We start from the raw sequence: 26,201 nt of genomic DNA on the forward strand, positions 1-26,201 counted from the left end.
AAAAGTCGATTTTGTCGCAAAGGTACTTATATTTTTCTCGTTTCTCAAATTAATTATGTATTTTTGCAGAGGTATTTAAACAATCATATAATGATATCATTCATAATATCCTTATTGGCTTTAATTATAGGTTATCTGATCTATGGTCGCTTTGTGGAGCGTGTGTTTGGCCCCGATAACCGCCCGACTCCATCTGTATCGATGGCTGATGGCGTAGATTATATTACATTGCCGAACTGGAAGGTGTTCATGATTCAATTCTTGAATATTGCGGGTACCGGTCCAATATTTGGAGCTATTATGGGTGCATGGTACGGTCCGGCTTCTTATCTGTGGATTGTATTTGGCTGCATCTTTGCAGGTGCCGTGCATGATTACTTCGGTGGAATGCTTAGTGTGCGGCATGGAGGTGCCAATCTTCCCGAGTTGGTGGGAACATATCTTGGGGGGCGTGCGAGGAAAGTGATGCTTGTATTCTCGGTAATTCTTTTGATGATGGTCGGTGTTGTCTTTGTTTATAGTCCGGCTCTTATACTCAAAGACTACGTAGGTTCTACTTTTATTTGGGTTATAGCTATTTTTGCTTATTATGTATTGGCCACAATGTTGCCTATAGATAAGATTATAGGGAAGTTTTATCCTATATTTGCTTTCGCTTTATTGTTCATGGCAGTGGCATTGATGGTCGTGTTATTTGTCAAAATGCCTGCTATTCCGGAGATTTGGAGTAAGTTGGATGCTGCTAATTTGAACCATCCACAGTCGATATTAGGTACAGAGCCTTTCTTTGAGAAGAACTCCCTTTTCCCATGTCTGTTTATCACAATTGCCTGTGGAGCTATCAGTGGCTTTCATGGAACACAGAGTCCGTTGATGGCTCGATGCCTTGGAAGCGAGAAAATGGGGCGTCCTATCTTCTACGGTTCGATGATTACTGAGGGCATAGTAGCATTGATTTGGGCTACAGTATCCTCTTATTTCTTTTATTATGGAGGATGGAGAGAAGTAGTAGATGCAAATGTTGTCGATCAATTTATGGCACAAGTCGGCTCAGATAATGGTAAATCATTAATACAATTCTTTTCGGCTCCTAATGTTGTAGAGAATGTATGTAGCGGGTGGCTGGGTATTTTTGGCGGCATACTTGCTGTGTTCGGTGTTGTTGCAGCTCCTATTACGAGTGGCGATACGGCCTTTCGTAGTGCTCGTTTGATTATAGCAGAGGCATTACATCTTGAACAAAAGAGTGTTATAAAGCGTTTCTACATTGCATTGCCTATGTTTTTGGCAGCGATAGCGCTGTTGTTTTGGCAGATGGAAAATCCGGATGGTTTCAATATAATATGGCAATGGTTCGGATGGTCTAACCAAACGCTTGCCGTATTTACATTGTGGACGGTAACCGTATATCTTGCCATTCGAAAGAAGGCATTTGTTATTTCGCTGATTCCGGCATTGTTTATGACAGCCGTATGTTCTACCTATATCTTCATCAGCAATCAGGCATTGGCACTTAACCATACATTGGCTTATATTCTGGGTATGGGATGTATGGGTATGGCAGCCCTATGGTTCTTTATTTGGTATTACAAACAAACTAAAAAATAATTTTATGAAAAGAAAAATTGCTTTTATTCTATTTTCTTTGTTGGTAACGTTTACTGCCAGTGCGCAGTTCGAACAAGACAAGGTATATGTTGGTGGATCACTTACAGGCCTAAATCTTAGTTACAATGGCTTGAGTAATTTCAATGTCGGTTTGCAGGCTCAAGCCGGATACATGGTTGATGATGACCTGCTGGTTCTCGCTCAGGCATCGATACAGCATAATGGTACCGAGGGTGTACCGGATAATATCTCTGTTGGAGTAGGCGGTCGATATTACATTGAACAGAATGGTATTTATTTAGGAGTGAACTGCAAATTGCTTCATGCCAACCATAATTACAATGATATCATGCCTGGTGTGGAAATCGGTTATGCTTTCTTCATCAGTCGTACGGTAACGATAGAGCCGGCAATTTATTATGACCAGTCATTTAAGAAGCATAGCGACTATTCTACCTTCGGTCTGAAAGTCGGCATAGGTATATATCTATAATGGATCAGCAATATCCATCGGCATTGCTTGAAAAAGCGGTTAACGAATTTTCCAAGTTACCCGGTATCGGACGTAAGACAGCCTTGCGACTCGTACTTCATTTGTTGAGGCGAAGTAATGAGGATGTGGAAACATTTTCTACAGCCATTACAACAATGAAGCAGCATATCAAATACTGTAACGTATGTCATAATATCAGTGATACAGATGTATGTTCTATTTGTTCCGACTCTCATCGCGATGCTTCTACAATCTGTGTGGTAGAAAACATACAGGATGTAATGGCTGTTGAAAATACGCAACAGTTCAGGGGATTGTACCATGTTCTTGGCGGTATAATTTCGCCAATGGATGGCATCGGCCCTAACGACTTGGAAATAGATTCGCTCGTAGAAAGGGTGATGCAAGGAGGAATAGACGAGATTATTCTTGCGTTGAGTTCGACGATGGAGGGCGATACGACCAATTTTTATATATCACGTAAACTTCAATCTTTTCCTGTTAAATTAAGCGTCATTGCACGAGGAATATCGGTAGGAGATGAATTGGAATATACTGATGAAGTAACCTTGGGGCGTTCGATTCTTAATCGAACGCCATTCAATAAATAGTATTCAGTTATGCGAAGAGTCCGTAATATACTGTCAATAGAGTTTTATCTGTCTATCTTCGTTTCTTTGATGATCGTTATTTTATTCGAGAACGACATTTTGCTTTCCGGAGAATGGGCAGCAGACAAACCGTGTGAATTTACTGTATTGTCTGTCATGGAGCTGCTAACAATCATCACTATTCCGTTATCTTTACGATTATTCAAATTCAAACGGGTAAACCGTGATCTTACCACGAGTGATAATCGTGAGATACAATTGACAAAATGGGGGTTGATACGACTGAGCATGCTTTGTTTTCCCATGCTTGTCAACACTCTATTTTATTATCTTTTTATGAATGTAGCATTCGGCTATATGGGTATCATCTTGTTTTTATGTCTTTTCTTTATAGTTCCTACGACGGATCGTTGCATAGAGGAAACTACGTTGAAAGAAGAATAAAAGAAGCCGAACAGTAATTAAATAAAATACGAGTTAAAGGTTTGAAACTCTCCGTTATCATAGTCAGCTATAATGTAAGGTGTTACCTGTCGCAATGTCTTGTTTCTCTGCAGCGAGCACTCGAGGGTGTCGAGGCCGAAGTTTATGTGGTAGACAACCATTCGCATGACGATACAGTAAGCTATATTAAGGAGAATTTTCCATACGTAAAGCTCGTTGCGAGCAATCATAATTATGGTTTTGCGCGTGCTAACAATATTGCTATCCGACAAAGTGAGGGCGAGTATGTGCTGTTGATCAACCCAGATACGTTTGTAGGAGAAGATGTTGTTAGAGAGAGTGTGGCCTTTATGGATACTCATCCGAACGCCGGAGGAGTGGGAGTGAGGATGCTAAAGGCCGACGGCAGTAATGCCTTGGAATCGCGTCGAGGATTGCCGACGCCGTTGACAGCTTTTTATAAAATGTGCGGCCTTTGTGCCAAATATCCGCGAAGCAGGCGTTTTGGTCGTTATTACATGGGGTATCTCGCATGGAACCGGCCCGAACGTATCGAGATTATCAGCGGTGCTTATTGCATGCTGCGCCGTAGTGTACTCGATAAAATAGGCTTGCTCGACGAAGACTTCTTCATGTATGGAGAAGACATCGACCTGTCTTACCGCATTATCAAGGCCGGATATGAGAATTGGTATTTGCCTTTATGTATTCTGCATTACAAAGGAGAGAGCACAGAGAGGTCATCTTTCCGTTATGTACATGTGTTTTATGAGGCGATGCTTATCTTTTTCAGAAAACACTACAGCCATACTACCATGCTGATAAATCTTCCGATTAAGGCTGCCATTTTCTTTAAGGCTTCGTTTGCACTGGGTAGAATGCTAACGGAGAGGGTGGAGAAGAATCTTGGTTTTTTCAGAATGCGCCGTTATAAGCAGCCGTTATATGTGTTTGTGGGTAATGCCGATGTACTTGCAGCATGCAGAAGGCTTTCCAAGGAACGCGGGCTTTATGCCGTATTTTTTGAAGGTAACGAACAAACATTGCCCGAAGGGCATCTCTCTTTAGATATTCCTGAGGTGGAAAAGACTTATATCGTTTACGATATCGATGCCTATAGTTTCCAAAAGATATTGAGCAATTTTGCCTTAAATCCTCGATCTGGTGTGATTATCGGCACTTACGATCGTCGTTCGGGCATTGCTATAACACCGGAAGACATAATTTCATGATACCATCCAATCAAAAAGCATCGCAGGTAATTTTGAGAGCTATCGAGCCTGAAGACCTCGATACGCTGTACATGATAGAGAATAACATAGAGTTATGGAATGTGGGAACAACCAATGTGCCTTACTCACGTTACATGCTCCACGACTATATTGCTAACGCAGCCGGCGATATTTATACCGACAAACAGGTAAGGTTCATGATTGAAAACAGCCAAAAAGAAACGGTAGGCATAGTAGATATCGTGGATTTCAATCCGCGTCATCAGCGTGCAGAGATTGGCATCGTCATTCAAAACCGTTATCGGGGATTGGGGTATGCCAAGCATGCATTGGTCAAGATTGTCGATTATGCCTTGAAAGTATTGCATCTGCACCAGTTGTATGCTGTTGTGGAAATGGAGAATACCGACTCTGTCAATCTTTTTTCCCAGCTCGGCTTCGAGCAGAACACAATGCTGAAAGACTGGCTTTACGATGGTCACGAGTATCATGATGCCATTGTAATGCAGTTGTTTTTGTAAGAGTTCCATCTCTTATTAATAGAATTTGTATTATTTAATGAGGGTATTGAAGAAAAGTGCCAATTTCGTTTTATTGATATTTTTGGGGTAGATGGCATTTTCGATATTATAATCTTTTCTTTCTTTATAGAGGTATTACCAGTAAAAAGGCATAATCACGATTGGGTTGAACGGATGTATTATGGAATACAATGGTGTATAAGGAGATTACATAATGTTTATGATATTTTTCTCATTTCAGGATTATAGTAAAGGAATATATTTCGAATGTATAATATAGATTTATGAAGAATTATTTGTATTGAGATTTAATAATTTATTTAAAAGTCATGCATGTAATATTGCTTTTCCATGTTCGTTTTCGGTTGCCGATACTTCTATCGAGAATATAGGTGCCGTCTGATACTGATAAGTGGGCTGTTTATCTGTGGTAGACACTTGGCCTATGCATGGAAATAGAAAGAAATGTGGGGAGTAGGTCTTTGCGTATGAGGTGATAATTGTACAAAGACGATTTTATTTTTTCAGCTTCTTGATGCGACGTTTGGCTTCGGGAATGTCAGAACATAGCTCCAATGCCTTTTCATAATTACGTAGAGCGGCGGCTTGCATGCCCTCTTTTTCGCATTCGCGTCCCATCATTACATATTCTACAGCTAATTTTTTCAGCAGATTATCGCGGCCGTTACGTTCTTTTTTCAGCCGTTCTATCTCTTGCCGTTGTCTATTTATAATGTTCAGTTTACGGCGGATCAGGCGTTTGGCAGAAGGCTTTTCTATATCGTAACGACTGTGTATGGCCAAGAAAAAGTTATCGAGAGCCTGCTGCATGTCGCCTTTGTCGAATGCGGCAGCGGCATCGTGGTACTCTTTATCGGCTTTACTCTGTTGCAAGGCGGTTTGTATTAACCGGTTATCATTATAATGATGAGCAAATTTAATAACCTCCGGCCGGACAAAAACCTCGTCTTTACGTATGGCTTCGTGCAGACTTATGCCCTCGAGGCTTGTACAACGGCTGAGCGCCACGTATGCTTGTCCGCCGGCAAACACGCCACCCGTGAAATCTATTCTCACTTGGTTAAAGGTGAGTCCCTGACTTTTATGCACGGTGATGGCCCATGCCAAGCGTACCGGAAATTGGCAATAAGTGCCGATTTCCTGCTCTTCGATCTTCTGCTCTTTCTCGTTATACGTGTATTTAATGTTGCTCCATATCTCACGTTCTACATCGTAATCTTCGCCATTCTCGGTGCGTACGTAAATAATTCCGTCTTCTTCGTCGCCGAATCCGATAACGGTACCGAGGGTACCATTTACCCATCGCTTGTTTTTATCGTTGCGGATAAAAAGGATTTGGGCGCCTGTTTTCAGTTCAAGTTCTATGGGTGTGGGCAGACTGTTGTCGGGGAATTCACCTTCGATGCTTCCTCTAAACACGGTAGAGGTGCCGGGCAGTTGTGCCAAATGTTGTTCGTTAATGTAGTCTACTGTGTCTCTTCGGGTTGAAAGAGTAATAGCCAACTTCGAATTTGCTGTGTCGAGTGGGGCTCCCACGCGCCGGTTTAGCAATTCGAGATCGGCATTTACTACCTTAGAAGTACGTATGTGATCGAGTATTCCGATAAATTCGGGATCGCTCTGGCGGTAAACTGTTTTCAGTTCAATAGACACCAGTTGCATTTCTCTGAATACATGTGCATCGAAAAAGAATATGGATGGATAAAACGGAGTGAGCAATTGTCGTTCGTCTTCGCGCAGAACAGGTTCGAGTTGATATATGTCTCCTACGACTAAGAGCTGCTTTCCACCGAACGGTTCGCGCATATTACGGCAGTAAACACGCAGCACTTTGTCTATAAAGTCGATGATGTCGGCCCGTACCATCGATATTTCATCGATGATGATAAGTTCGATTTCTCTCAGCAGCTTGCGCTTTTCGCCGTTATATTTCAATGTGTTCCGCAGGTTGCGTATGCTGTAACGGGTGTCATTCGGTAGTAATGGATGGAACGGAAGTTTAAAGAAGCTGTGTAAAGTGGAGCCCCCGGCGTTGATGGCAGCAATGCCTGTGGGGGCAAGAATAATGTGCTTTTTCTTAGTAGTTGCGGCAATATGGCGCAAAAATGTAGATTTACCCGTGCCAGCTTTACCGGTAAGGAAAAGCGAGCGACGGGTATATTGGATAATCTGAAGTGCGTTTTGCAGCTCCGGATTATCCATATCGAACGATTGACTGTCGGTTTGTTTCACAAGTTTTGCACTGTAGCGGTGGAAAGAACTTAGATATTGTCTAAGTTGATTTCTTCTTCAGTAGGCTTACGGCGCTGCTTTTGATCTGTCGGTTTGGTCTTATCGGAACCCTTTGTCTCGTCTTCTTCGTCGATCTTTTTAATAATTGGGTTGCCATTTTCATCGAGTATCACTTCTTCGGCTTCCGATCTAAGGCTATCGGTAGCAGTCGTATCGCGCCGCGAGTGCTGATAATAACTCTGACAGGTATACATATCGCTTGTAACGGCACCGTCTTTAGGCTTGCCGAATTTGGCATGATATTGCTTGAAAGCAGGATCTTTGAGTACGGCATCAAGGAAATAACCGCAGATAGGCAGTGCGGTTCGGCTGCCTTGTCCTAATGCGCCGGTACGGAAGTGTATGCTTCTATATTCGCCTCCAACCCATGCTCCTACCACTAATTTTGGGCTTACAGCCATGAACCATGCATCGGAGTGGTTGTTACTTGTGCCGGTTTTGCCTCCCCATTCGGTATCGCGATAGTTACCCACATAGCCCCAAAGGCTCATAGAGGTAGCCCCCGGTTCGCGTAGTCCGCCAAGCAACAGCTGCTGCACGAGGTATGCACTTTTGTAAGGTATTACCTGTTCGGTATCTGTGGGACCTACATAAACCTCTTTCCCATCTTTATCAACGATTTTTGTAACAAGCACCGGTTCGTGGTGTTTGCCGTCATCAGCAATCGTACAGTAAGCATTTGCCAGCTCAAGAAGGTTCACATCGCTTGAACCTAAAGCCAAAGAAGGCGTTTCGTCGAGTGGACTATGAATACCCATCTTATGGGCTGTCTCGGCAATTCGTTTGATCCCCATTTCTTGACCGAGCCTTACAGCGATAGAGTTGATGCTTCTTGCAAAGGCACTTTTCAGTGGTATAGAGTCGCCGGTGAAGTATCCGTTGGCATTCGAGGGCGTCCACGTTACCTCTTTGTTCTGCTTCTTGTCGAATACCTGCATGGAAATATATTCGTCGCGACGCTTGTCACATGGTGTCAACCCTTGATTCATGGCTTCTGTATATACAAACAACTTGAATGTGGAGCCCGGTTGACGCATGGCGGTTACCTTATCATATTTCCAAGAATTGAAGTTTATGTCGCCTACCCATGCCTTTACAGCACCGCTTTGCGGCTCCATAGCTACGAAAGCACAATGCATAAAATGAACCATGTAGCGTATAGAGTCCATGGTGGACATCTCTTTTTCTATCGTACCTTTCTCATAATCGAACAGTTTAACGGTATGGGGCTTATTCAAATAGTAGGTGATAGAATCGGGATTATTGGGAAATTTTGCCAATAGGTTCTTGTATACCGGTTGCTTGCGAGCTATTCCTTCGATGAAATTGGGAATGACTTTGCCGTTTTCATCTATCCATGGATCGTTGTGTCCCCAATGATTATTAAAATTACGCTGAACCTGCTTCATTTGTTTGATGGCAGCTTCCTCTGCATACTTTTGCATGCGAGTATCTATGGTTGTATATATTTTCAAACCACTATTATAGAGGTCGTACCCGTTGTCTCTACACCAATCTTTCAGATAATCTGCAACTGCTTCTCTGAAATATAGGGCCTGCCCGTCGTAATTGGTCTCCACACTGTAGCTTAGTTTAATGGGAATAGTGCTGATACTGTCGCACTGTTTTTTCGACAGATCGCCTCTATGCACCATATTATTGAGCACAATGTTGCGTCGTTTAAGACTATTTTCTGGATTAGTAAACGGATTATAGAATGTAGTTGCTTTCAGCATACCCACCAATACAGCACTCTGTTCCACGGTTAGATTAGCCGGAGTTGTATTAAAATAAGTTTTGCTTGCTGTTTTGATGCCGAAAGAATTGGAACCGAAGTCCACTGTGTTGGCATACATGGTCAGAATATCTTTTTTATCGTATACCATTTCGAGTTTCAGAGCGATTATCCACTCCTTACTTTTCATAATAAGCATTCTGATACCCGGCAGTTTTCCGAGCAATCCGGTAGAATATTGCGTGCGTACACGGAACATATTCTTGGCAAGTTGTTGCGTTATAGTGGAAGCACCTCGTGCATCATTTCTTGTAATAGCGTCCTTTACAGCTGCGAAAAGGCCTTGGAAATCGATACCGAAGTGATGATAGAAGCGTTCGTCTTCGGTATCTATCAGTGTTTTCCAGAACATCGGGTTAACTTCTCCGTACTTTACGGGTGTTCTGTTTTCATTGAAGTATTTGCCGATAAGTTTGCCGTCGGCACTGTATATCTCAGATGCTTCGGAAGTATTGGGATGCATAATTTGCGAAAAGCCCGGCGATTTACCGAAGAGCCATAGGAAATTAATGTCTACAGCACCAAGGTATAAGAATAATACAATAATAAACGAAACGAATCCGATTAATCCTTTGGTATACCATGCATGCTCTTTGTAGAGTTTTTTATACCATGGGAAGAAAGCACGTAATTTATGCCAGTACCACGTGGCAAGTTTTTTTAATTTATCAAACATAATAGATTATGTGTATATTACATTACAAAAATACGAAATAAGTGTATATCTATATCGTATTATCAATATAATTTATGATTTCTTCAATATTGTCGGGATGAAACCATTTGATCTTTTCGTCTTTTTTGAACCATGTAAGTTGTTTTCTCATGTACCGCCTTGTGTCGGATTGTATTTTCATAACAGCTTCTTCAAACGTTATGTTTTTCTCAAAAAACTCGAATAGTTCTTTGTAACCAACGGTATTTAAAGCGTTTATACCTTTTAGAGGATAAACGTTTAGAGCTTCTTCTACAAGACCATGTTCCACCATATCGAGAACACGATAGTTAATACGTTGGTACATTTCTTCACGAGGTCTATTCAATCCGATCTTAATGATATTGAACGGACGTTTCTTGATTGTGGCAGTACGAAATGAGGTATATGTCCTGCCAGTCATATGGCATATTTCGAGTGCATGGACTACACGTCGAGGATTGCTCTTATCTACGATATTATAGTGTATGGGATCTAATTTGTGCAGTTCTTCTACCAGTGCGGGGAGCCCCTCGGTGGCAAGTCTGTATTTCATACGCTCTCTTGTATCTTCATCAACGGTTGGTATATCGTCAATGCCATTACATACGGCATCAATATACATCATACTTCCGCCACTCATAAGAGCAGTATCCTGTTTCAAGAATAAGTTTGAAAGTACTTCCAATACATCGCATTCGAATATGGAAGCGCTGTAGTAGTCTTTTATTTTATGGTTTCCTACAAAATAATGATATATCCGTTGCTGTTGTTCTTTCGTGGGAGCAGCTGTCCCAATAGGCAATTCTTTGAATATTTGTCTGGAATCAGCATTGATAATGGGCGTATGGAGATGCTCTGCAATACGCAAACACGTCTCTGTTTTCCCAACTCCTGTAGGACCGATAATAACAACGAGAGATTTCATGATAGATAAAGAACATAGAATTAGGAATATAGCAAAGGTTTTACATCCCTAACCTTGTAATTATTCTATTTGATGATACCGCGTTCTGAAGACTCTACGAAATCAATAATATATTGTATTTCGGGGGTGATCTGAAGGTTTTTACGAATTTCTTGTATACCTTCTTCTTTAATTCCTTTTGAGTAGAGTAGGCGATAAGCACTGTGTATAAGGTCGATAAGTTCATTGCTGAAACCGTGGCGACGCAATCCCACGACGTTGATACCTGCATAGCGTATCGGCTCTTTTCCAGCTATGATATAAGGCGGGATGTCCTGTGAAAAACGACTACCTCCTTGAATCATGGCGTATCCTCCGATCCTGCAGAACTGATGGCATAATACTTCGGCACTAATGATTGCATTATCATCAACGGTTACTTCTCCGGCAAATTTGGTAGAATTCCCTATGATAAGGTTGTTACCAAAGAAACAATCGTGTGCTATATGCATATTTTCCATCAAGAGATTATTATTACCTACTTTGGTTATTCCTTTAGAAAATGTGCCACGTGAGATTGTTACGTTTTCACGAATACTATTGTTATTTCCAACTTCACACAATGTCTCTTCACCTTTAAATTTCAGGTCTTGAGGCTTTGTGGATATGCTGGCGCCCGGGAATATTTCGTTATTGTCGCCGATGCGTGCGCCGAAATTGACCGTTACACTATTTTGCATCACGTTACTGTTTCCAATAACAGTATTTTTATCAATGTAACAGAACGGACCTATTATGTTGTTATCTCCAAGTTTGGCTTCCGGATGAACGAAAGCTAACGGACTGATTTGATTCATAACGATTACTTATTCTTGACGATCTGTGCTGTGAATGTTGCTTCCGAAACTACAGTGTCGCCTACGAACATATAGCCTTTCATGGAACTGATGCCATGACGTACGGGATGTAGCAACTCTACACGGAAAAGTAATGTGTCGCCGGGAACTATCTTCTGGCGGAATTTTACGTCATCTATACGAAGGAAATATGTAGACCAACGTTCTGGTTCTTCGACTTGATTCAGTACCAATAATCCGCCGCATTGTGCCATTGCTTCTACCTGCAACACACCCGGCATAACGGGTTCTTGCGGAAAGTGTCCGGGAAAAAAAGGTTCATTAGCCGTGACATTCTTAACACCAACAATGCTATTTGGGCCCATCGCAATAATTTTGTCTACAAGTTGCATGGGATAACGATGGGGAAGAAGTTCGCGTATGCGGTTGTTATCCATGATCGGCTCTTCATTGGGATCGTATATAGGCGCTTGTACTTCGTGCTTTCGGATTTCTTTCCGCATAAGACGGGCAAACTTATTGTTAACCGTATGCCCCGGGCGTGTTGCTACAATTCTACCTTTTATGGGCTTTCCTATCAATGCCATATCGCCGATAATATCAAGTAATTTATGGCGTGTACATTCGTTTTCCCACATTAAAGGTTTATGCTGTATGTACCCGATCTTGGTTGCATCCATATGAGGAACTTTCAATACGTCGGCCAGTTGATCTAATTTTTCTTGACTTACTTCACGTTCATAGATGACAATGGCATTATCGAGGTCACCTCCTTTTATAAGGTTAGCCTCGAGAAGGGGAACAATGTCGCGCACAAAAACAAAGGTACGAGCTGGTGCAATCTCTTCAGAAAAGTTATTTATGTTATCTAAAGTAGCAAATTGGCTATTGATAAATTTAGATTGGAATGAGCACATTGCCGTAATAGAGAACTGTTCATCGGGCAAGATCGTTATGCACGAACCGGTTGTATCGTCTTTTACTTCGATCTTTTTACGAATAATATAGAAGTCTTTGGGGGCGTTTTGATCTTCAATACCAATCTCTTCGATTTTATTAACATACATTGCAGCAGAACCATCCAGTATTGGGAATTCCGGTCCATTGACTTGAATAAGACAATTATCTATTCCCAAAGCGTAAAGGGCAGCAAGACCGTGTTCCACAGTTGAAACGCGAACTTCTCCTTTTGCTAAGACAGTACCGCGTTCTGTGTTCACAACGTTTTCGGCAATTGCTTCTATTATAGGCTGTTCTTCGAGATCTATTCGCTGAATAGCATATCCCGTATTCTCCGGTGCAGGATTAAATGTTACCGTAAGACTTAGTCCTGTGTGCAATCCTTTACCATAGAGCGAAAAACTACCTTTTAGTGTTCTTTGTTTAGACGTTTCCATTTATTATGTAACCTATTTTCTTATTAAGCTATATTTTACATTTGTTTTATATTCAAGTTCTTGAATTATTGTTCTTAAGTTCTTCCACTTCTTTTTGCAGAGCATTCAACTGTTTGTAAATCTCAGGTAATCTTTTATAGATAGCATGCGATTTAAAGAATGCCGTTTTCCCCATCGGTGGCGTTCCAATGAGCGATTGGTCGTCTTTTAAACTACTCGGAACTCCGGATTGGGCTCCTAAAAAGACTTTATTACCTATTTGTATATGTCCGGCAATGCCTACCTGTCCGCCGAACATGCACCATTCTCCAACCTTGGTAGAGCCGGCAACTCCCACTTGTGCACTCATCACCGTGTTGCTTCCAATCTCCGTGTTATGGGCGATTTGCACTAAGTTATCAAGTTTTACACCTTTGTGTATGTTGGTACTTCCCATTGTAGAACGATCGATACAAGTATTTGCTCCGATTTCTACATCGTCTTCAATGGTGACTATTCCTATCTGGGGAATTTTGTCATATCCATTTGCCGACGGTGCAAAACCGAAACCATCGGCGCCGATTACCGAACCTGCATGAAGAATAACCCTATTGCCTAATTTGCATCCGTGGTAGATGGTAACATTGGGATAGATAATGCTGTGTTCGCCAATGGTAACATCTTCGCCGATCACTGCATGCGGATGCACTTGTGTGCCATCTCCGATAACGGTATTGTCACCTATATATGCAAAAGCTCCGATATATACATCTTTACCTATTTTTGCTGTCGGAGAGATGAAAGCCAATGAGTCTATCCCCGTTTTCTTTGTTTTGGAAGCCTCGTAGAGTTGCAGTAATTTGGCTATACATTCATAGGCATTCTGCACACGAATGAGTGTTGTAGCTACGGGTTTCTCTAAAACTACATTTTCATCTATTAGAATAATCGATGATTTGGTATTATAAATATAGTGTGTGTATTTGGGGTTTGAAAGAAATGATAGCGAACCTTCCGTGCCTTCTTCAATCTTGGCAAATGTACTGACGGAAGCATTCTCATCTCCTTCAATGCGCCCTTGTACGAATTGGGCAATTTGTCTTGCGGTAAATTCCATTTTTATCAAATAGATTGATTTAATTCTGCAAATATAGCAAAATTAATTCAGAATCGTTGATAACATAGGTAATATTTGACGATTTTTTTAGATAAAAGCGAAACATTCAGAATTTCAGAAGCCTCGGCAATATCCTTTATCGTGCCATCTTTGTACAAGATCGATATGTGGTCGTCGTTCACATCGTACATATCTTTTCGTATCGTGTCTGCACTTAATAAGTACTGTGTATCGTTGTAGGATATGCCGAATTGAGTAGAAAGTTTTTCTCTCAATGCTTCCAATTGCTCCTGTTGTATCGATTCCTCATGAATTTCCACTTTAAAGAGCCGTCGGTTGATGATATCTGCCGATAATACAGACAGAATTTTATCATCGGATGTCGCCCAAACCTTTAGTGCACTCCATATATCGTTATCGTCGAGTTGCACATAATAGGCCAATGCTCGGTCGTCTTCTTCAAATATTCTGGCATCGACTTCGTTCTCCAGAAAATACAGAAGGGCAGGAGAGGCGAACAAAGTGTGCCCTTCGCGTACCAATTGCTTTGCTCTTTTCAGCGTATTAATTAAAACCTTCTCGCAGGCGACAGCTGTTTTATGCAAGTAAACTTGCCAATACATGAGTCTTCGCGAGGTAAGGTAATTCTCGATGGAGTAAATTCCTTTTGCTTCGACCACCAACTGATCGTTTATTACATTCAGCATTTTGATGATACGTGCAGAACCGATGTTTCCTTCATTCACACCGGTGAAGAAGCTGTCGCGCCGCAGATAGTCAAGACGGTCCATATCTAATTGACTGCTAATCAGCTGGTGTAAAAAGCGTTTGGGGTATTTGTCTTTAAAGATATTGATGGCCAAATTCAGACTTCCGTTCATGTCACGGTTAATTTGTTCCATCATCATTAATGAGATTTCTTCATGCGATATGCCATGAATTAATGTATTCTCAAGCACATGCGAGAACGGTCCGTGCCCGATATCATGCATCAGTATCGCCGCTTCTACGGCTTCTGCTTCGCTGTCAAAGATGAATATTCCTTTCTGTCCAAGCGATGTTATGGCTTCGCTCATCAGATGAAAAGCCCCGAGGGAGTGCTGAAAGCGGGTGTGTTGAGCCCCCGGATAAACGACAGAAGCTAATCCCAGTTGCTTAATTCTCGTAAGGCGTTGTATCAATGGATGCCTTACGATATCGAGAAGCAGGCCATGTGGAATTTTTATGAAGCCGAAAACCGGATCGCTTATGATTTTGCTATCGTTCATATACCGTTGTTCTAATTCAAATAGATATGCCCTCTTTAAAGTTTATCCAGTAGGTCTGACATCTGCAGATGTAATGCCTGTGCCTTCTCTTTTGCAGCTTGTGCAAAGTCGCGGCCATTGCTTGCGTATATAATACCGCGCGAACTGTTGATCAACAAGCCGCATTCTTTCGTCATACCATATTTACATACCTCTTGCAGACTGCCGCCCTGTGCGCCCACGCCGGGCACAAGAAGAAAGTGATTGGGGGCATATTTGCGCACTGTTTCGAACATGGAACCTTGGGTGGCACCCACAACGTACATCATATTCTGTTCGTTTCCCCACTGTTGTGATATGCGGATTATCTTTTCAAAGAGCTTTTCACCGTCGGTCGATGTCGTAAGTTGGAAATCTTGACTTCCCTTATTGCTTGTCAACGCAAGGAGGATAACCCACTTATCTTTGTATTCCAAGAAAGGTGTTACGCTGTCTTCGCCCATATATGGGGCTACTGTCAGGGCATCGAGCTGGTATTCTTCGAAAAACGTACGGGCATACATTGCCGATGTGTTGCCTATATCACCGCGCTTGGCGTCGGCAATTATAAAGTGTTGGGGGTAGTTCTCTTTCAGATAGGCTATGGTTTTTTCGAATGCAACGATTCCTTTCACGCCCATACTTTCGTAGAAAGCGAGGTTGGGTTTATAGGAAACGCAGTGAGGAGCCGTAGCATCTATAATTGCTTTATTGAAAGAAAATATCGGGTGTTCTTCATTCTTCAGATGCTCCGGTATTTTCTTTATGTCGGTATCGAGGCCTACGCAAAGGAAACTTCTCTTGCTGAAAATCTGCTCGACCAGTTGTTTTCTGTTCATTACTCTTCGTTATAATTCGGTTTCTGTTAACTTTTCAGCGTTCTCGGCCACGGTGAGCGCATCGATCATTTCTTGTATATTGCCTCCTAAGAAGCTTTGTAGATCGTGTGTGGTAAAGCCTATCCTGTGGTCTGTAACACGCCCCTGCGGAAAGTTGTAAGTGCGTATTTTGGCACTTCTGTCGCCTGTCGATACCAACGACTTGCGTCTGTTTGCGATGTCATCTACATATTTTTGATGCTCGCGGTCATATATAAACGTACGAAGACGCGACAATGCGCGCTCCTTGTTCTTGGGTTGATCACGTGTCTCCGTACACTCTATGAGTATTTCCTCGATCTCTCCAGTGTTCGGATTCCTCCATGGATAACGCAAACGCACACCGGATTCCACCTTATTTACATTCTGTCCACCGGCGCCGGAACTTCTGAATGTGTCCCATTTTATATCACCCTCGTTGATGTTCACCTCGAATTTGTCTGCTTCAGGCAGAACGGCAACAGTAGCTGCAGAGGTATGCATGCGGCCTTGTGTTTCTGTTGCGGGCACACGTTGCACGCGGTGTACGCCGCTTTCATACTTCAATGTTCCGTACACGTTGGCACCGCTAACGGCGAAATCTATCTCCTTGAAACCACCTACAGCACCTTCCGATTCGCTCGTAACGGAAAGAGTCCATCCCTTGGAGTCGCAATATTTCTTATACATATTGAAGAGGTCGCCGGCGAATAGCGCTGCTTCGTCGCCACCCGTTCCCGCTCTAATCTCCATTTGCACGTTCTTTTCGTCTTCCGGATCCTTAGGAACGAGAGCCAATTTTATCTCTTCTTCCAGCTTAGGTTGTAGAGCTTCGTTCGTTGCCAGTTCTTCGCGTGCCATTTCTTTCATATCGGCATCGCTTTCGTTGGCAAGCAATTCTTTGGCTTCTTGGATTGCATTCAGGCAGGCAATGTAGCGCCTGCGGGCTTCCATTATATCTCCTAAATCCTTGTATTCTTTGGTCAGCTTCACGTAGCGTTGCTGGTCGCTGATCACATCCGGATCGGTTATCAGCGTTGAAACCTCCTCGTAGCGGCTTTCAAGGCCGTCTAATTTCTCTAATATACTGTTGTTTTCTGCCATTTTCTTTAATTAATAATTGTAGGTACCATACTCCGATTGGATGGTAAGCGAACGTTGTCCTTCTTCTATATGACCGATAATTCGGGCGTCGACATTGAATGATTTGCTGATAGTGATTACTTTTTCTGCAATTTCCGGACGTACATAAATCTCCATGCGGTGCCCCATATTGAACACCTGATACATTTCTTTCCAGTCTGTTCCGCTTTCATCGTGGATCAGTTTGAATAGGGGAGGAACGGGAAACATGTTATCTTTTATCACTTTACAATTCTCGTTCACGAAATGCAGAACCTTAGTTTGGGCACCGCCCGTACAATGTACCATTCCATGAATATCCCGTCGCAGTTCGTCGAGCATGCGTTTAACGACCGGAGCATAGGTACGTGTGGGCGACAGAACTAATTGTCCCGCATTTATTTTTACGCCTTTTATGCGGTCGGTCAGCTTTTTAGTACCGCTATATATCAGTTTTTCTGGCACTGCATGGTCGTAACTCTCGGGAAAGAGATTGGCAAGATATTTTGAAAACACATCGTGTCGGGCGCTTGTAAGTCCGTTACTTCCCATTCCACCGTTGTATTGTTTCTCGTAGGTTGCCTGTCCGGTAGAGCTCAATCCCACGATAACGTCGCCGGGACGTATGTTGGAGTTATCGATAACATCGCAACGTTTCATTCGACACGTTACGGTTGAGTCAACTATAATGGTGCGTACAAGGTCTCCCACATCGGCAGTTTCGCCGCCGGTTGGGTAAATTCCCACTCCCATCTTGCGCATGTCGGCGAGCAGGCTGTCGGTTCCGTTGATGATGGCCGATACTACTTCGCCCGGAATAAGCAATTTGTTTCTTCCGATAGTGCTCGAAACAAGAATGTTGTCTGTGGCCCCTACGCATAACAGGTCATCGGTATTCATCACTATGGCGTCCTGTGCGATGCCTTTCCAAACGCTTATATCGCCTGTTTCTTTCCAATATATGTACGCTAAAGATGACTTTGTGCCGGCTCCGTCAGCATGCATAATGTTGCAATATTCCGGATCTCCGCCGAGAATGTCGGGGATAATCTTGCAGAAAGCCTGCGGAAAAATTCCCTTATCTATATTTTTTATGGCGTTATGTACGTCCTCTTTGGCGGCACTCACGCCACGCATCATGTATCTGTTGTCCACTCGTATGCAATTTAAAAGTTAGGAAAATTCAACATGTCATATCTTGATTATTCAGTTCCGTGCCAGAACTCCCAGCTTGCAAAGGCCTGTAAAAGCAACATCTCCAAGCCGTTCTTGACCGTTGCACCATGCTCTAAGCCTTTTTTCATGAATAGGGTTTCGTCGGGATTATAGATAAGATCGTAGAGCAAGGTGTGGTTATCCATTGCCTCATATGGTAGTTGCGGACACGAATCGGCATGCGGATACATGCCCAAAGGGGTGCAGTTTACGATGACGTTGTATTCTTTTACCGTATCGGCAGTGATATCCTTGTACCGAATGGCATTGGGCTTATTGCTTCTGCTTGCAAATAATGTCTCTAATCCGAGCGATTTCAAACCGTAGTCTATGGCTTTCGAAGCGCCTCCGGTTCCGAGTATAAGTGCCTTCTTATGGTAACTTTCGAGAATTGGTTCTATGCTTTTTGTGAAACCGATCACATCGCTGTTGAACCCTTTTAGCACTATTTTCCCACCTTTATGGGTAACACGGATTACATTAACGGCCCCGATAGCTTTAGCCTCTGGACTGAGCGAGTCCAAATAATCTATAACCTTTTCTTTGTAGGGAATGGTTACGTTCAACCCTTTCAGGTCTGTATTGGATGCAAGGATTTCGGGGAAATCTTTTATGTCGGGTATTTCAAAGTTGATATACTTGGCATCGATACCTTCATTCTCGAACTTTTCGTTAAAATAACCTATCGAGAAAGAGTGTCCCAGCGGATAACCTATCAGTCCGTACTTGTCCATATAGTCGTTATTTATTATTTAACCAGCAATTGTTTGGGAGCAATTTGTTACCAGACAGTAAATATCTTATATCACTTTTCGGCAAAATACATCGTACATATACCGTAAGTGAGCCTCTTGAAAGAAGCTTTTGCAAATCCTACATTCCTAAGAACTTCAACGATCGTTTCTCCCTGCGGAAAGGCTTCTATTGTTGCTGTAAGATAGTTATATGCACTCCTGTCTTTAGAAATCAGTCGCCCGTAAGCAGGTAAAAAGGTATGTGAATATATTTTGAACAGTTGCTTCATCGGGAACGAAACCGGAGTTGTCAGCTCCACGATACTAAGATGACCGCCCGTTTTCAATACTCTGTGCATCTCTTTCAGTCCTTTGTTAAGGTCTTGGAAGTTTCTTATACCGAAAGCAACCGTTATTGCTTCGAAAGTATTATCGGGAAAACTCATGTGAAGACAATCTTCTTTTTGGAAGTTAATGATATGGTCGAGGCCGGCTCTTTTTACCTTCTCTTTTCCTATTTCCATCATACCTTCGGAAATGTCTACACCTGTAAGACCTGCCGGATGCAGCATTTGGGCAGCCAAGATGGCAAAATCGCCAGTTCCGGTCGCTATGTCAAGAATCGATGCGGGACGGTGTGGTATCAACTGCTTGATAGCCTTTTTGCGCCAACCTCTGTCGATGTCCCACGACAAACGATGGTTCAGTTTGTCATAGGTAGGTGCTATATTGTCGAACATACGTTCGACGAGCTCCTCTTTTTCGCCATTCTCCTCGTATGGTTTTATCTTTTCTTGTTCAAACATCCGTATTCTTTTAAAAATAGGAAGAAAGCGTCAATTTTCTTAAAACATGCAATCGAGCCAGAGTTTTCGGGCTTTTATACAGACTTGTCAACCGATTTGTCGCTTATCTCGATGCCAAATAAGCGGCTACGTTCCTCTCTATTCTTGCTGCAATATTGCCTTCTTCGGCCGCTTTATCGAACTTTTCTCCGGTTATGTGTTCGTATAGTTCGATGTATCTTTCGCTTACACTTTCGGCATACTCGTCTGTTATTTCCGGCATTTGCTGCCCGGGTTCGTTCATGAAATTATGTTCGATGAGCCATTGGCGTACGAACTCTTTAGACAGTTGCCGCTGCGGTTCACCTTTTTCGAACTTTTCTTCGTAGCCGTCTGCATAAAAATAGCGGCTTGAGTCCGGCGTGTGTATCTCGTCTATCAGGTAGATTTTTCCGTTTCGCTTGCCGAATTCATATTTTGTATCTACGAGTATCAGTCCTTGTTTGGCGGCAATTTCCTGACCACGCTTAAAGAGTTTACGGGTATAGTCTTCGATAATGGCATAGTCTTCTGCGCTTACGATACCTTGCGAGATAATTTCTTCGCGCGATATATTCATGTCGTGTCCCTCGTCGGCCTTAGTGGTAGGGGTGACAATCGGCTCTTTGAAGTGTTCATTTTCCCTCATTCCATCGGGTAATTTTACACCGCAAAGGTCTCTGCACCCATCTTTATATGCGCGCCAAGCCGAACCTGTGAGAATTGATCGGATAATCATTTCTACACGAAACCCCTCGCATTTAAGACCGACTGTTACCATCGGATCGGGTGTTGCCAGTTTCCAATTCGGACAGATGTCTTTTGTAGCATCGAGAAACTTGGCTGCAATCTGGTTCAGCACCTGTCCTTTGAAAGGAATGCCCTTAGGCAGAACAACATCAAATGCCGAAATACGGTCGGTGGCTACCATTACCATCAGATCGTCGTTGATGTTATACACATCGCGTACCTTACCATGATAAACGCTCTTTTGTCCTTCAAAATGGAAATCAGTCTTTGTTAATGCCTTCATTCTTGTATATTGTTAGATGTTGTTTCTTGCAGCTTCGGTTTGTGTTCATTGCTGTTTTTCTTATCATAAGCATCGTATGCATTTACAATACGGGTAACAAGTTTATGGCGTACTATATCTTTTTGTCCTAATGTTACTACGCCTATGCCTTCTATATTGCCGAGTATGCGCAATGCCTCGCGCAGTCCGCTCTTTTGTTCGCGGGGCAGATCCACCTGAGTCATATCGCCTGTGATAATCATTTTGGTATTCCATCCCATTCGGGTGAGGAACATACGTATTTGAGCGGGCGTTGTATTCTGTGCTTCATCAAGGATTACCACCGCATCACTTAGTGTTCGTCCGCGCATGAAAGCCAACGGAGCGATCTGTATGATGTGCTTTTCCATCATATCTTGTAGTTTTACGGCCGGTATCATGTCTTCGAGAGCATCGTAGAGTGGCTGCAAATAAGGATCGATTTTATCTTTCATGTCACCCGGAAGGAAACCTAATTTCTCTCCGGCCTCCACCGCGGGGCGCGACAGGATAATCTTTTTAGCGATCTTTTCCTTAAGTGCTTTCACTGCAAGGGCAATACTCAGGTAGGTTTTGCCCGTTCCGGCAGGACCAACAGCAAAGACCATGTCGTTTTTCTCATAGGCCTCGACCAGTTTCTGCTGGTTTTCAGAACGACTTTTTATCGGTCTTCCGGATATACTGTAAACGAGTACTCCTTTAATAGCATCGGCTTTGGTTTGCTTGCCTTTAATGATATCAAGAATATCTTCCTCGTTAAGAGTGTTATATTTTAGCACATGCTTGCGTATGGTCTCTATGTTGTCTTCGATCTTTACCATCTCTTCCTCATCGCCAAGTACTCTTATCACGTTGTCGCGTGCCACGATACGCATCTTAGGAAAGAGCGATTTGATCATTTGAAGATGGCTGTTGTTGACGCCGTAGAACACTACGGGATCGATATCTTCAAGAATTATATGCTTCTCTATCAATGTTTTTAGACTGAATTTGCTATTATTATTTTAGGTGCAAATTTACAAAAAAACCTCAAATCCGCAAAGAAATCGTAATTATCATTTATCCGTTTATGAATTATTTTAGTAACTTTGCACAGCTATAGCAATCAACGGGGCAATGATAATTTCTAAAAAAAGATATCTGCAGGGTTTTTGTATCGTCGTTATTTTGTTGGGCATGGTGAGGTGTATATTTCCTAAAGTGGCGCAGGGCAGGGAAGATACGGCTTTTGCAAGCGATACAACAGTCCGAAATTCGAACAGTTCGGCGGCGGCTGAAGCTGCGGTTGTGGCGAACAACAGGGCCGATGGTGCCCGCATTTTTGTAGGTACTTCTGCGACATCTAAGTTTTTTAAGGCCGATGGAAGCCTTATAAAAAACCGAATTTATAGTGTTCCGAACTTTGGAAATGCTTTTCCCGATCAAAATGATGTGCAGCTGTTGGCGGCTAATAAATATGGTGTAAAACCGGTAATGGATAGGGAAGAGGCCGAAAATCGTAAGGCGGAACTTGTGTATGTGGGCAGTAATCCTTACTTTTATGTAGATCGTTTGCGCAGCAGCATACCGTATTTGGTACCTCGTGCCGTAGTCTTACTTCAAGATATAGGGCGTAATTTTTTTGATAGTCTGCAAGTTAAGGGCATTCCTTTGCATAAGATTATCGTAACAAGTGTAATGCGTAGCAAGGTCGATGTGGACAAGTTACGCGGACATAACGGCAATGCAACGCAGAATAGTTGCCATCTTTACGGAACTACTTTCGATATTTGTTATAACCGTTATAAAACTGTAGAAGAGCCGGATGGCCCCTCTCGCCGACAAGTTCGTAATGACACGTTGAAATGGGTACTAAGCGAAGTACTGAACGACATGCGAAACAACAAACGTTGCTTAGTCAAGTACGAAGTGCATCAGGGGTGTTTTCATATCACAGTAAATTGACATAACGGCGCTTCTCCGATTTTTCGACAATAAGGCAGATTTATTTTATGACAGATATTTCTATAGAATATTTCTATCAGACGTATGGTTTGTGATCAGTAGACATATTATCTATCCGGCTTAAATAATCTCTCTAATCGATATAGGAATATAATATTTGTAATCAGTAAGTTATGATGGGTTGTCTAATGAGTACGTTCTTTATTCATTAGAGAGTATTGAGAAAACTCTTATCGCGTTTAAGGACGATATAAATATTCTTCTTTTACGAACATCGGTTTGCCGTCCAAATAGAAATAGTGGTCTTTAATCATCCATTTGCGACGGTGTTGCGGGGCTTGCGGATTGAGACATCTCGCCCCTTTTTTTATAAGAAAATGGTCTTTGTGCTTAGATATATCGTAGCCTTCGCCTATTTTGAACGATTGTTTGTTGAAGGTGTTTATGCCCCACAATACCTGTCCGTCGGTAATATATGAGTTTGTAAGCCCTTTACGTTCCACGGCTATGAACAGTAAATTGCCGTCTGCCACAGAAAAAGCCCTCAAGATGGAGGAATAATTGTTCGTTTCAAAGTTAATATCTTGCGTTTTATTGCTTTTTACATCGAAACAATAGAGCCTGTTTTGGTATATGTAATACAGACAGTGCCGCCTATTATCGGTGTATTTCGCTACAAGTGTGGCCGATAAGGGTAAGTGCTTAGCTGCCGTATTTACTCTGTTAGCTATTGGAGACGATGCTTTCGGTATCTTTGCAGAAGCTGATAATACCGAAAATGCGAATGATAAATAGAATATAAATTTCATTGTTGTGCAAAGTTACAATAAAATATAATTTCTACAAAACAGACTTATATGTTATTAAGAAAATTAAAGGAGGTTTGCAAAACTATATATTGCAAACCTCCGGTTCTTGTTTTTATCGGTTAATGGCGGGTATTCTTCGAGCAGTATCAAGCATAGCTGTGCATGCCGCCAAGGAAATAGTTTACGCCGAAATAGGTCATCAGTATTGCGAGGAAGGCTATTGTAGTATAGATATGGTATGCCATCGGCCGTTGTAAACGTGGGAGGGATTGTGTGTGCACCGGTACGGCATATATCATGAATGTGATGAGCGCCCATACTTCTTTCGCGTCCCAACTCCAGTACCGGCCCCAACTGATATTCGCCCAAATGGCACCTATGAATATTCCCAAGCCCAGTGTGACGAGGGCGGGGTATAGGAAAATGCGCGAAAGAACGGCAAGTGCCTCTAACATTTTTCGGTTCTTTTTATCGAACATGGCAATGCTAATGGCAGTGAAGCCACAAACGAACGTCAATGCCAAGAGAGCATAGCTCATCATGATTACACTCACATGTATGCTCAAGAGCGGACTGTTGAGTACAGGCATGAGGTGTGTAATCGTCGGATCCATCTGTCCGATGTGACAGACAAGCATGAAAAAGCCCGAAAGTAGGGAACCGAACACGAGTAGGAGGCGCATTTGACGGCGTAAAAGCAGCACCGACAGTTGTACGAACCATGCTATCATAAGCATCGTTTCGTACCCGTTAGACATGGGAATGTTGTCTGTAATAATCCATCGCAAGGCGAGTAATAGGCTTAATACGCCGAACAAGAGCACGAACGTTGCGGTAAAAAGAACGTCGATAATACGGTTCGTGCGTCGTGAAAGTCGGCTTTTCCCCGTAATACCGTATATCAGCCAAAGGATGGCAAGCACTCCAAGACAGAGATTTGCCATAAAGAGGAACGACACGAAGGGGAAAGAATTGTACAATCGTTCGGCTTTGGTCTGTGTAATCGTGGGCAGGCTTTTCTTTCCATTTATTACTTGGAACTTGCGGAGCCCCCATATAAGGCTGTTTGCGTGCTCGTAGTTTCCCGTAAGGGCATCCGAATAAAGAATGTTGAATAACTCTTTGATGTATTTCCTGTGTATCGAATCGATACTTACCGGCAGTACTTCGGTGGGTGCATACCACCGTATAGTATGCTTATTTCTGCTGTTTGTATAGGGAAAAACCTTGAGTAATGTGCCTTTGCGCACGTTCAATACCAGCTGAATGCGATCGTCTAAATCGCCTGCCTGCTTGTGGAATGCATCTTGATTGCCGGCATAAAGCTCTTCGATATATGGTGCTAAGCGGTATCCTTGCGCCCCCATGTTAAAGAAGGCATTGATGGAACTATAATCAGGCAGTTGCAGTGTTTCTTTGAAAACGCCATTCTTTATCTTAATAATGGGCTCATTGCTCCATTCGTTTCCCCAAAAGATGAAACCCAGAAGTACTTGCTCTGCACTATACTCCTTATAGATTGGTTTACCGTACAGTTTTTTCGTAAAATCAATGGCGAATGTCTGTAGCGGACAGATACGGTTGTTGTAATCGATGTAGAGTTTGCCGAACTCGTGTGCAGTTTCTTTTGGAAAAGTTGTAACGGCAAATGTAGGGGTGCCGATGCCCCATGTGAGCAGTATAAGCAATATCCCTTTTTTCAGTAACGGACTTTTCAATAAGGTTCGAAAGGTACCTTTAGGATCGATCAGAAGATAGAGTAGAGAGAAAAACAAGAGCGAATAGCCTACATAGGTTATCGGAATGCCGTAAGGATCGCTATTGATCGAGAGAACGGTTCCTTTCTTGTCATCGTCGTAAGAGCTTTGATAAAGGCGTATGCCAGCAAAACGCATGATGTTATTCATGGACACCTTGCCGCTTCTGATTGTGTTTCCGCGGGTGATAACGATATCTGAAGCATAGTCGGAAATGGCCTCCGTCCCCTCATGATAGTAGATGTGAAAGCGACGAAGCTCGATTTTGAACGGCAGTTCGTACTGTTTCATGCCTTTATTCGTATCTCTCTTGAAATATTTATCGGTAGTCTCGCCTTCTCGGAGATGGATGGTACCAGTATAAGATGTGAGGTGAGTGAGCAGTGCACCAATGAGAATAATGAGGAAAGAGAGGTGGAGCAACAGCAGATCCCACCGTCTCATTTTACTTTTCAGTATATATGTAATGCCTACAGCAGTAAGTATGGCCCATAAAAGAATAAACCACCATGCCCCATAGATGTATGATGCCGTGTAAGTAGTGTCGGTATATTTCTCTACAAAAGTGGCAGTAGCCATTACGATGATAATACATATATAAAGAAATATGAGTGCTTTTTTGATCATTTTTGTA

The 26,201-nt window shown here is 42.5% G+C and carries 23 protein-coding genes; 7 read left to right on the forward strand and 16 right to left on the reverse strand.

Translation table 11 applies throughout. The features are described 5' to 3' along the window. Positions 1-90: 90 nt before the first annotated feature. Genes BN3912_RS07450 through BN3912_RS07475 form a run of 6 tightly spaced genes read left to right on the forward strand, consistent with a single transcriptional unit; the run spans position 91 to position 4,909 of the window. Entirely contained in the window at positions 91-1,608 is a 1,518-nt protein-coding gene (locus tag BN3912_RS07450) for a carbon starvation CstA family protein (protein ID WP_023982961.1), read from the forward strand. Positions 1,609-1,612: 4 nt separating this feature from the next. Beyond that, positions 1,613-2,101, forward strand: coding sequence for a porin family protein (locus BN3912_RS07455; RefSeq protein WP_023982962.1), 489 nt, complete (start codon positions 1,613-1,615; stop codon positions 2,099-2,101). Further along, entirely contained in the window at positions 2,101-2,712 is a 612-nt protein-coding gene (recR, locus tag BN3912_RS07460) for a recombination mediator RecR (protein WP_023982963.1), read from the forward strand. The genes BN3912_RS07455 and recR overlap by 1 nt, the downstream gene beginning before the upstream one ends. Positions 2,713-2,721: 9 nt before the next feature. Next, a complete protein-coding gene (locus tag BN3912_RS07465; protein WP_016665083.1) occupies positions 2,722-3,156 on the forward strand; it encodes a hypothetical protein in 435 nt (144 codons plus the stop codon). A 41-nt stretch (positions 3,157-3,197) separates the two neighbouring features. Continuing rightward, on the forward strand, positions 3,198-4,388 hold the full coding sequence (locus BN3912_RS07470; protein WP_023982964.1) for a glycosyltransferase family 2 protein: 1,191 nt from the start codon (positions 3,198-3,200) through the stop codon (positions 4,386-4,388). Continuing rightward, entirely contained in the window at positions 4,385-4,909 is a 525-nt protein-coding gene (locus BN3912_RS07475) for a GNAT family N-acetyltransferase (protein ID WP_023982965.1), read from the forward strand. Before BN3912_RS07470 ends, BN3912_RS07475 begins: the two co-directional genes overlap by 4 nt. A gap of 516 nt (positions 4,910-5,425) precedes the next feature. Here the strand turns inward: BN3912_RS07475 and BN3912_RS07480 are convergent. The 14 genes from BN3912_RS07480 to BN3912_RS07545 form a co-directional block, all read right to left on the reverse strand. Next, positions 5,426-7,132: an AAA family ATPase gene (locus BN3912_RS07480; protein WP_051403424.1), complete on the reverse strand. Its 1,707-nt coding sequence runs from the start codon at positions 7,130-7,132 to the stop codon at positions 5,426-5,428. 59 nt (positions 7,133-7,191) lie between these two features. After that, a complete protein-coding gene (locus BN3912_RS07485; RefSeq protein ID WP_023982967.1) occupies positions 7,192-9,693 on the reverse strand; it encodes a transglycosylase domain-containing protein in 2,502 nt (833 codons plus the stop codon). 49 nt (positions 9,694-9,742) lie between these two features. Then, positions 9,743-10,639, reverse strand: a complete 897-nt coding sequence (miaA, locus tag BN3912_RS07490) for a tRNA (adenosine(37)-N6)-dimethylallyltransferase MiaA (RefSeq protein WP_023982968.1) — start codon at positions 10,637-10,639, stop codon at positions 9,743-9,745. 65 nt (positions 10,640-10,704) lie between these two features. Continuing rightward, the gene (lpxA, locus tag BN3912_RS07495) at positions 10,705-11,475 is read right to left on the reverse strand and encodes an acyl-ACP--UDP-N-acetylglucosamine O-acyltransferase (protein WP_023982969.1); all 771 of its coding nucleotides are present in this window, start codon (positions 11,473-11,475) and stop codon (positions 10,705-10,707) included. A 5-nt stretch (positions 11,476-11,480) separates the two neighbouring features. Beyond that, entirely contained in the window at positions 11,481-12,872 is a 1,392-nt protein-coding gene (locus BN3912_RS07500) for a bifunctional UDP-3-O-[3-hydroxymyristoyl] N-acetylglucosamine deacetylase/3-hydroxyacyl-ACP dehydratase (protein WP_023982970.1), read from the reverse strand. A gap of 52 nt (positions 12,873-12,924) precedes the next feature. Beyond that, positions 12,925-13,968 (reverse strand): UDP-3-O-(3-hydroxymyristoyl)glucosamine N-acyltransferase, encoded by a 1,044-nt coding sequence (lpxD, locus tag BN3912_RS07505; protein WP_023982971.1) that lies wholly within the window; start codon positions 13,966-13,968, stop codon positions 12,925-12,927. 47 nt (positions 13,969-14,015) lie between these two features. Continuing rightward, the gene (locus tag BN3912_RS07510) at positions 14,016-15,236 is read right to left on the reverse strand and encodes an HD domain-containing protein (RefSeq protein ID WP_023982972.1); all 1,221 of its coding nucleotides are present in this window, start codon (positions 15,234-15,236) and stop codon (positions 14,016-14,018) included. A gap of 35 nt (positions 15,237-15,271) precedes the next feature. Further along, the gene (gene pyrF, locus BN3912_RS07515; RefSeq protein WP_023982973.1) at positions 15,272-16,093 is read right to left on the reverse strand and encodes an orotidine-5'-phosphate decarboxylase; all 822 of its coding nucleotides are present in this window, start codon (positions 16,091-16,093) and stop codon (positions 15,272-15,274) included. A 9-nt stretch (positions 16,094-16,102) separates the two neighbouring features. Beyond that, entirely contained in the window at positions 16,103-17,215 is a 1,113-nt protein-coding gene (gene prfA, locus BN3912_RS07520; RefSeq protein WP_023982974.1) for a peptide chain release factor 1, read from the reverse strand. 9 nt (positions 17,216-17,224) lie between these two features. Then, positions 17,225-18,388 (reverse strand): AIR synthase-related protein, encoded by a 1,164-nt coding sequence (locus BN3912_RS07525; RefSeq protein ID WP_195906774.1) that lies wholly within the window; start codon positions 18,386-18,388, stop codon positions 17,225-17,227. Positions 18,389-18,435: 47 nt separating this feature from the next. Then, on the reverse strand, positions 18,436-19,182 hold the full coding sequence (locus tag BN3912_RS07530; RefSeq protein ID WP_023982976.1) for a shikimate dehydrogenase family protein: 747 nt from the start codon (positions 19,180-19,182) through the stop codon (positions 18,436-18,438). Between the two features lie 71 nt (positions 19,183-19,253). Continuing rightward, entirely contained in the window at positions 19,254-19,988 is a 735-nt protein-coding gene (ubiE, locus tag BN3912_RS07535; protein WP_023982977.1) for a bifunctional demethylmenaquinone methyltransferase/2-methoxy-6-polyprenyl-1,4-benzoquinol methylase UbiE, read from the reverse strand. A 103-nt stretch (positions 19,989-20,091) separates the two neighbouring features. Beyond that, positions 20,092-21,039 (reverse strand): phosphoribosylaminoimidazolesuccinocarboxamide synthase, encoded by a 948-nt coding sequence (locus BN3912_RS07540; protein WP_023982978.1) that lies wholly within the window; start codon positions 21,037-21,039, stop codon positions 20,092-20,094. Then, on the reverse strand, positions 21,036-22,031 hold the full coding sequence (locus tag BN3912_RS07545; protein WP_023982979.1) for a PhoH family protein: 996 nt from the start codon (positions 22,029-22,031) through the stop codon (positions 21,036-21,038). The genes BN3912_RS07540 and BN3912_RS07545 overlap by 4 nt, the downstream gene beginning before the upstream one ends. Before the next feature lie 142 nt (positions 22,032-22,173). Here BN3912_RS07545 and BN3912_RS07550 point away from each other — a divergent pair, with 142 nt between their 5' ends. After that, entirely contained in the window at positions 22,174-23,001 is an 828-nt protein-coding gene (locus tag BN3912_RS07550) for a DUF5715 family protein (RefSeq protein ID WP_023982980.1), read from the forward strand. A gap of 239 nt (positions 23,002-23,240) precedes the next feature. On the opposite strand, the gene BN3912_RS07555 is transcribed toward BN3912_RS07550, so the two are convergent. Both BN3912_RS07555 and ccsA read right to left on the reverse strand, forming a co-directional pair. Beyond that, positions 23,241-23,810, reverse strand: coding sequence for a hypothetical protein (locus tag BN3912_RS07555; RefSeq protein WP_023982981.1), 570 nt, complete (start codon positions 23,808-23,810; stop codon positions 23,241-23,243). Positions 23,811-23,956: 146 nt separating this feature from the next. Further along, positions 23,957-26,194 carry a cytochrome c biogenesis protein CcsA gene (ccsA, locus tag BN3912_RS07560; protein ID WP_023982982.1) on the reverse strand — a complete coding sequence of 746 codons (2,238 nt, stop codon included), beginning with the start codon at positions 26,192-26,194 and terminating at the stop codon, positions 23,957-23,959. Between the last annotated feature and the right edge of the window lie 7 nt (positions 26,195-26,201).

It is taken from the genome of Prevotella phocaeensis (assembly GCF_900065875.1).
Classification (GTDB): domain Bacteria; phylum Bacteroidota; class Bacteroidia; order Bacteroidales; family Bacteroidaceae; genus Prevotella; species Prevotella phocaeensis.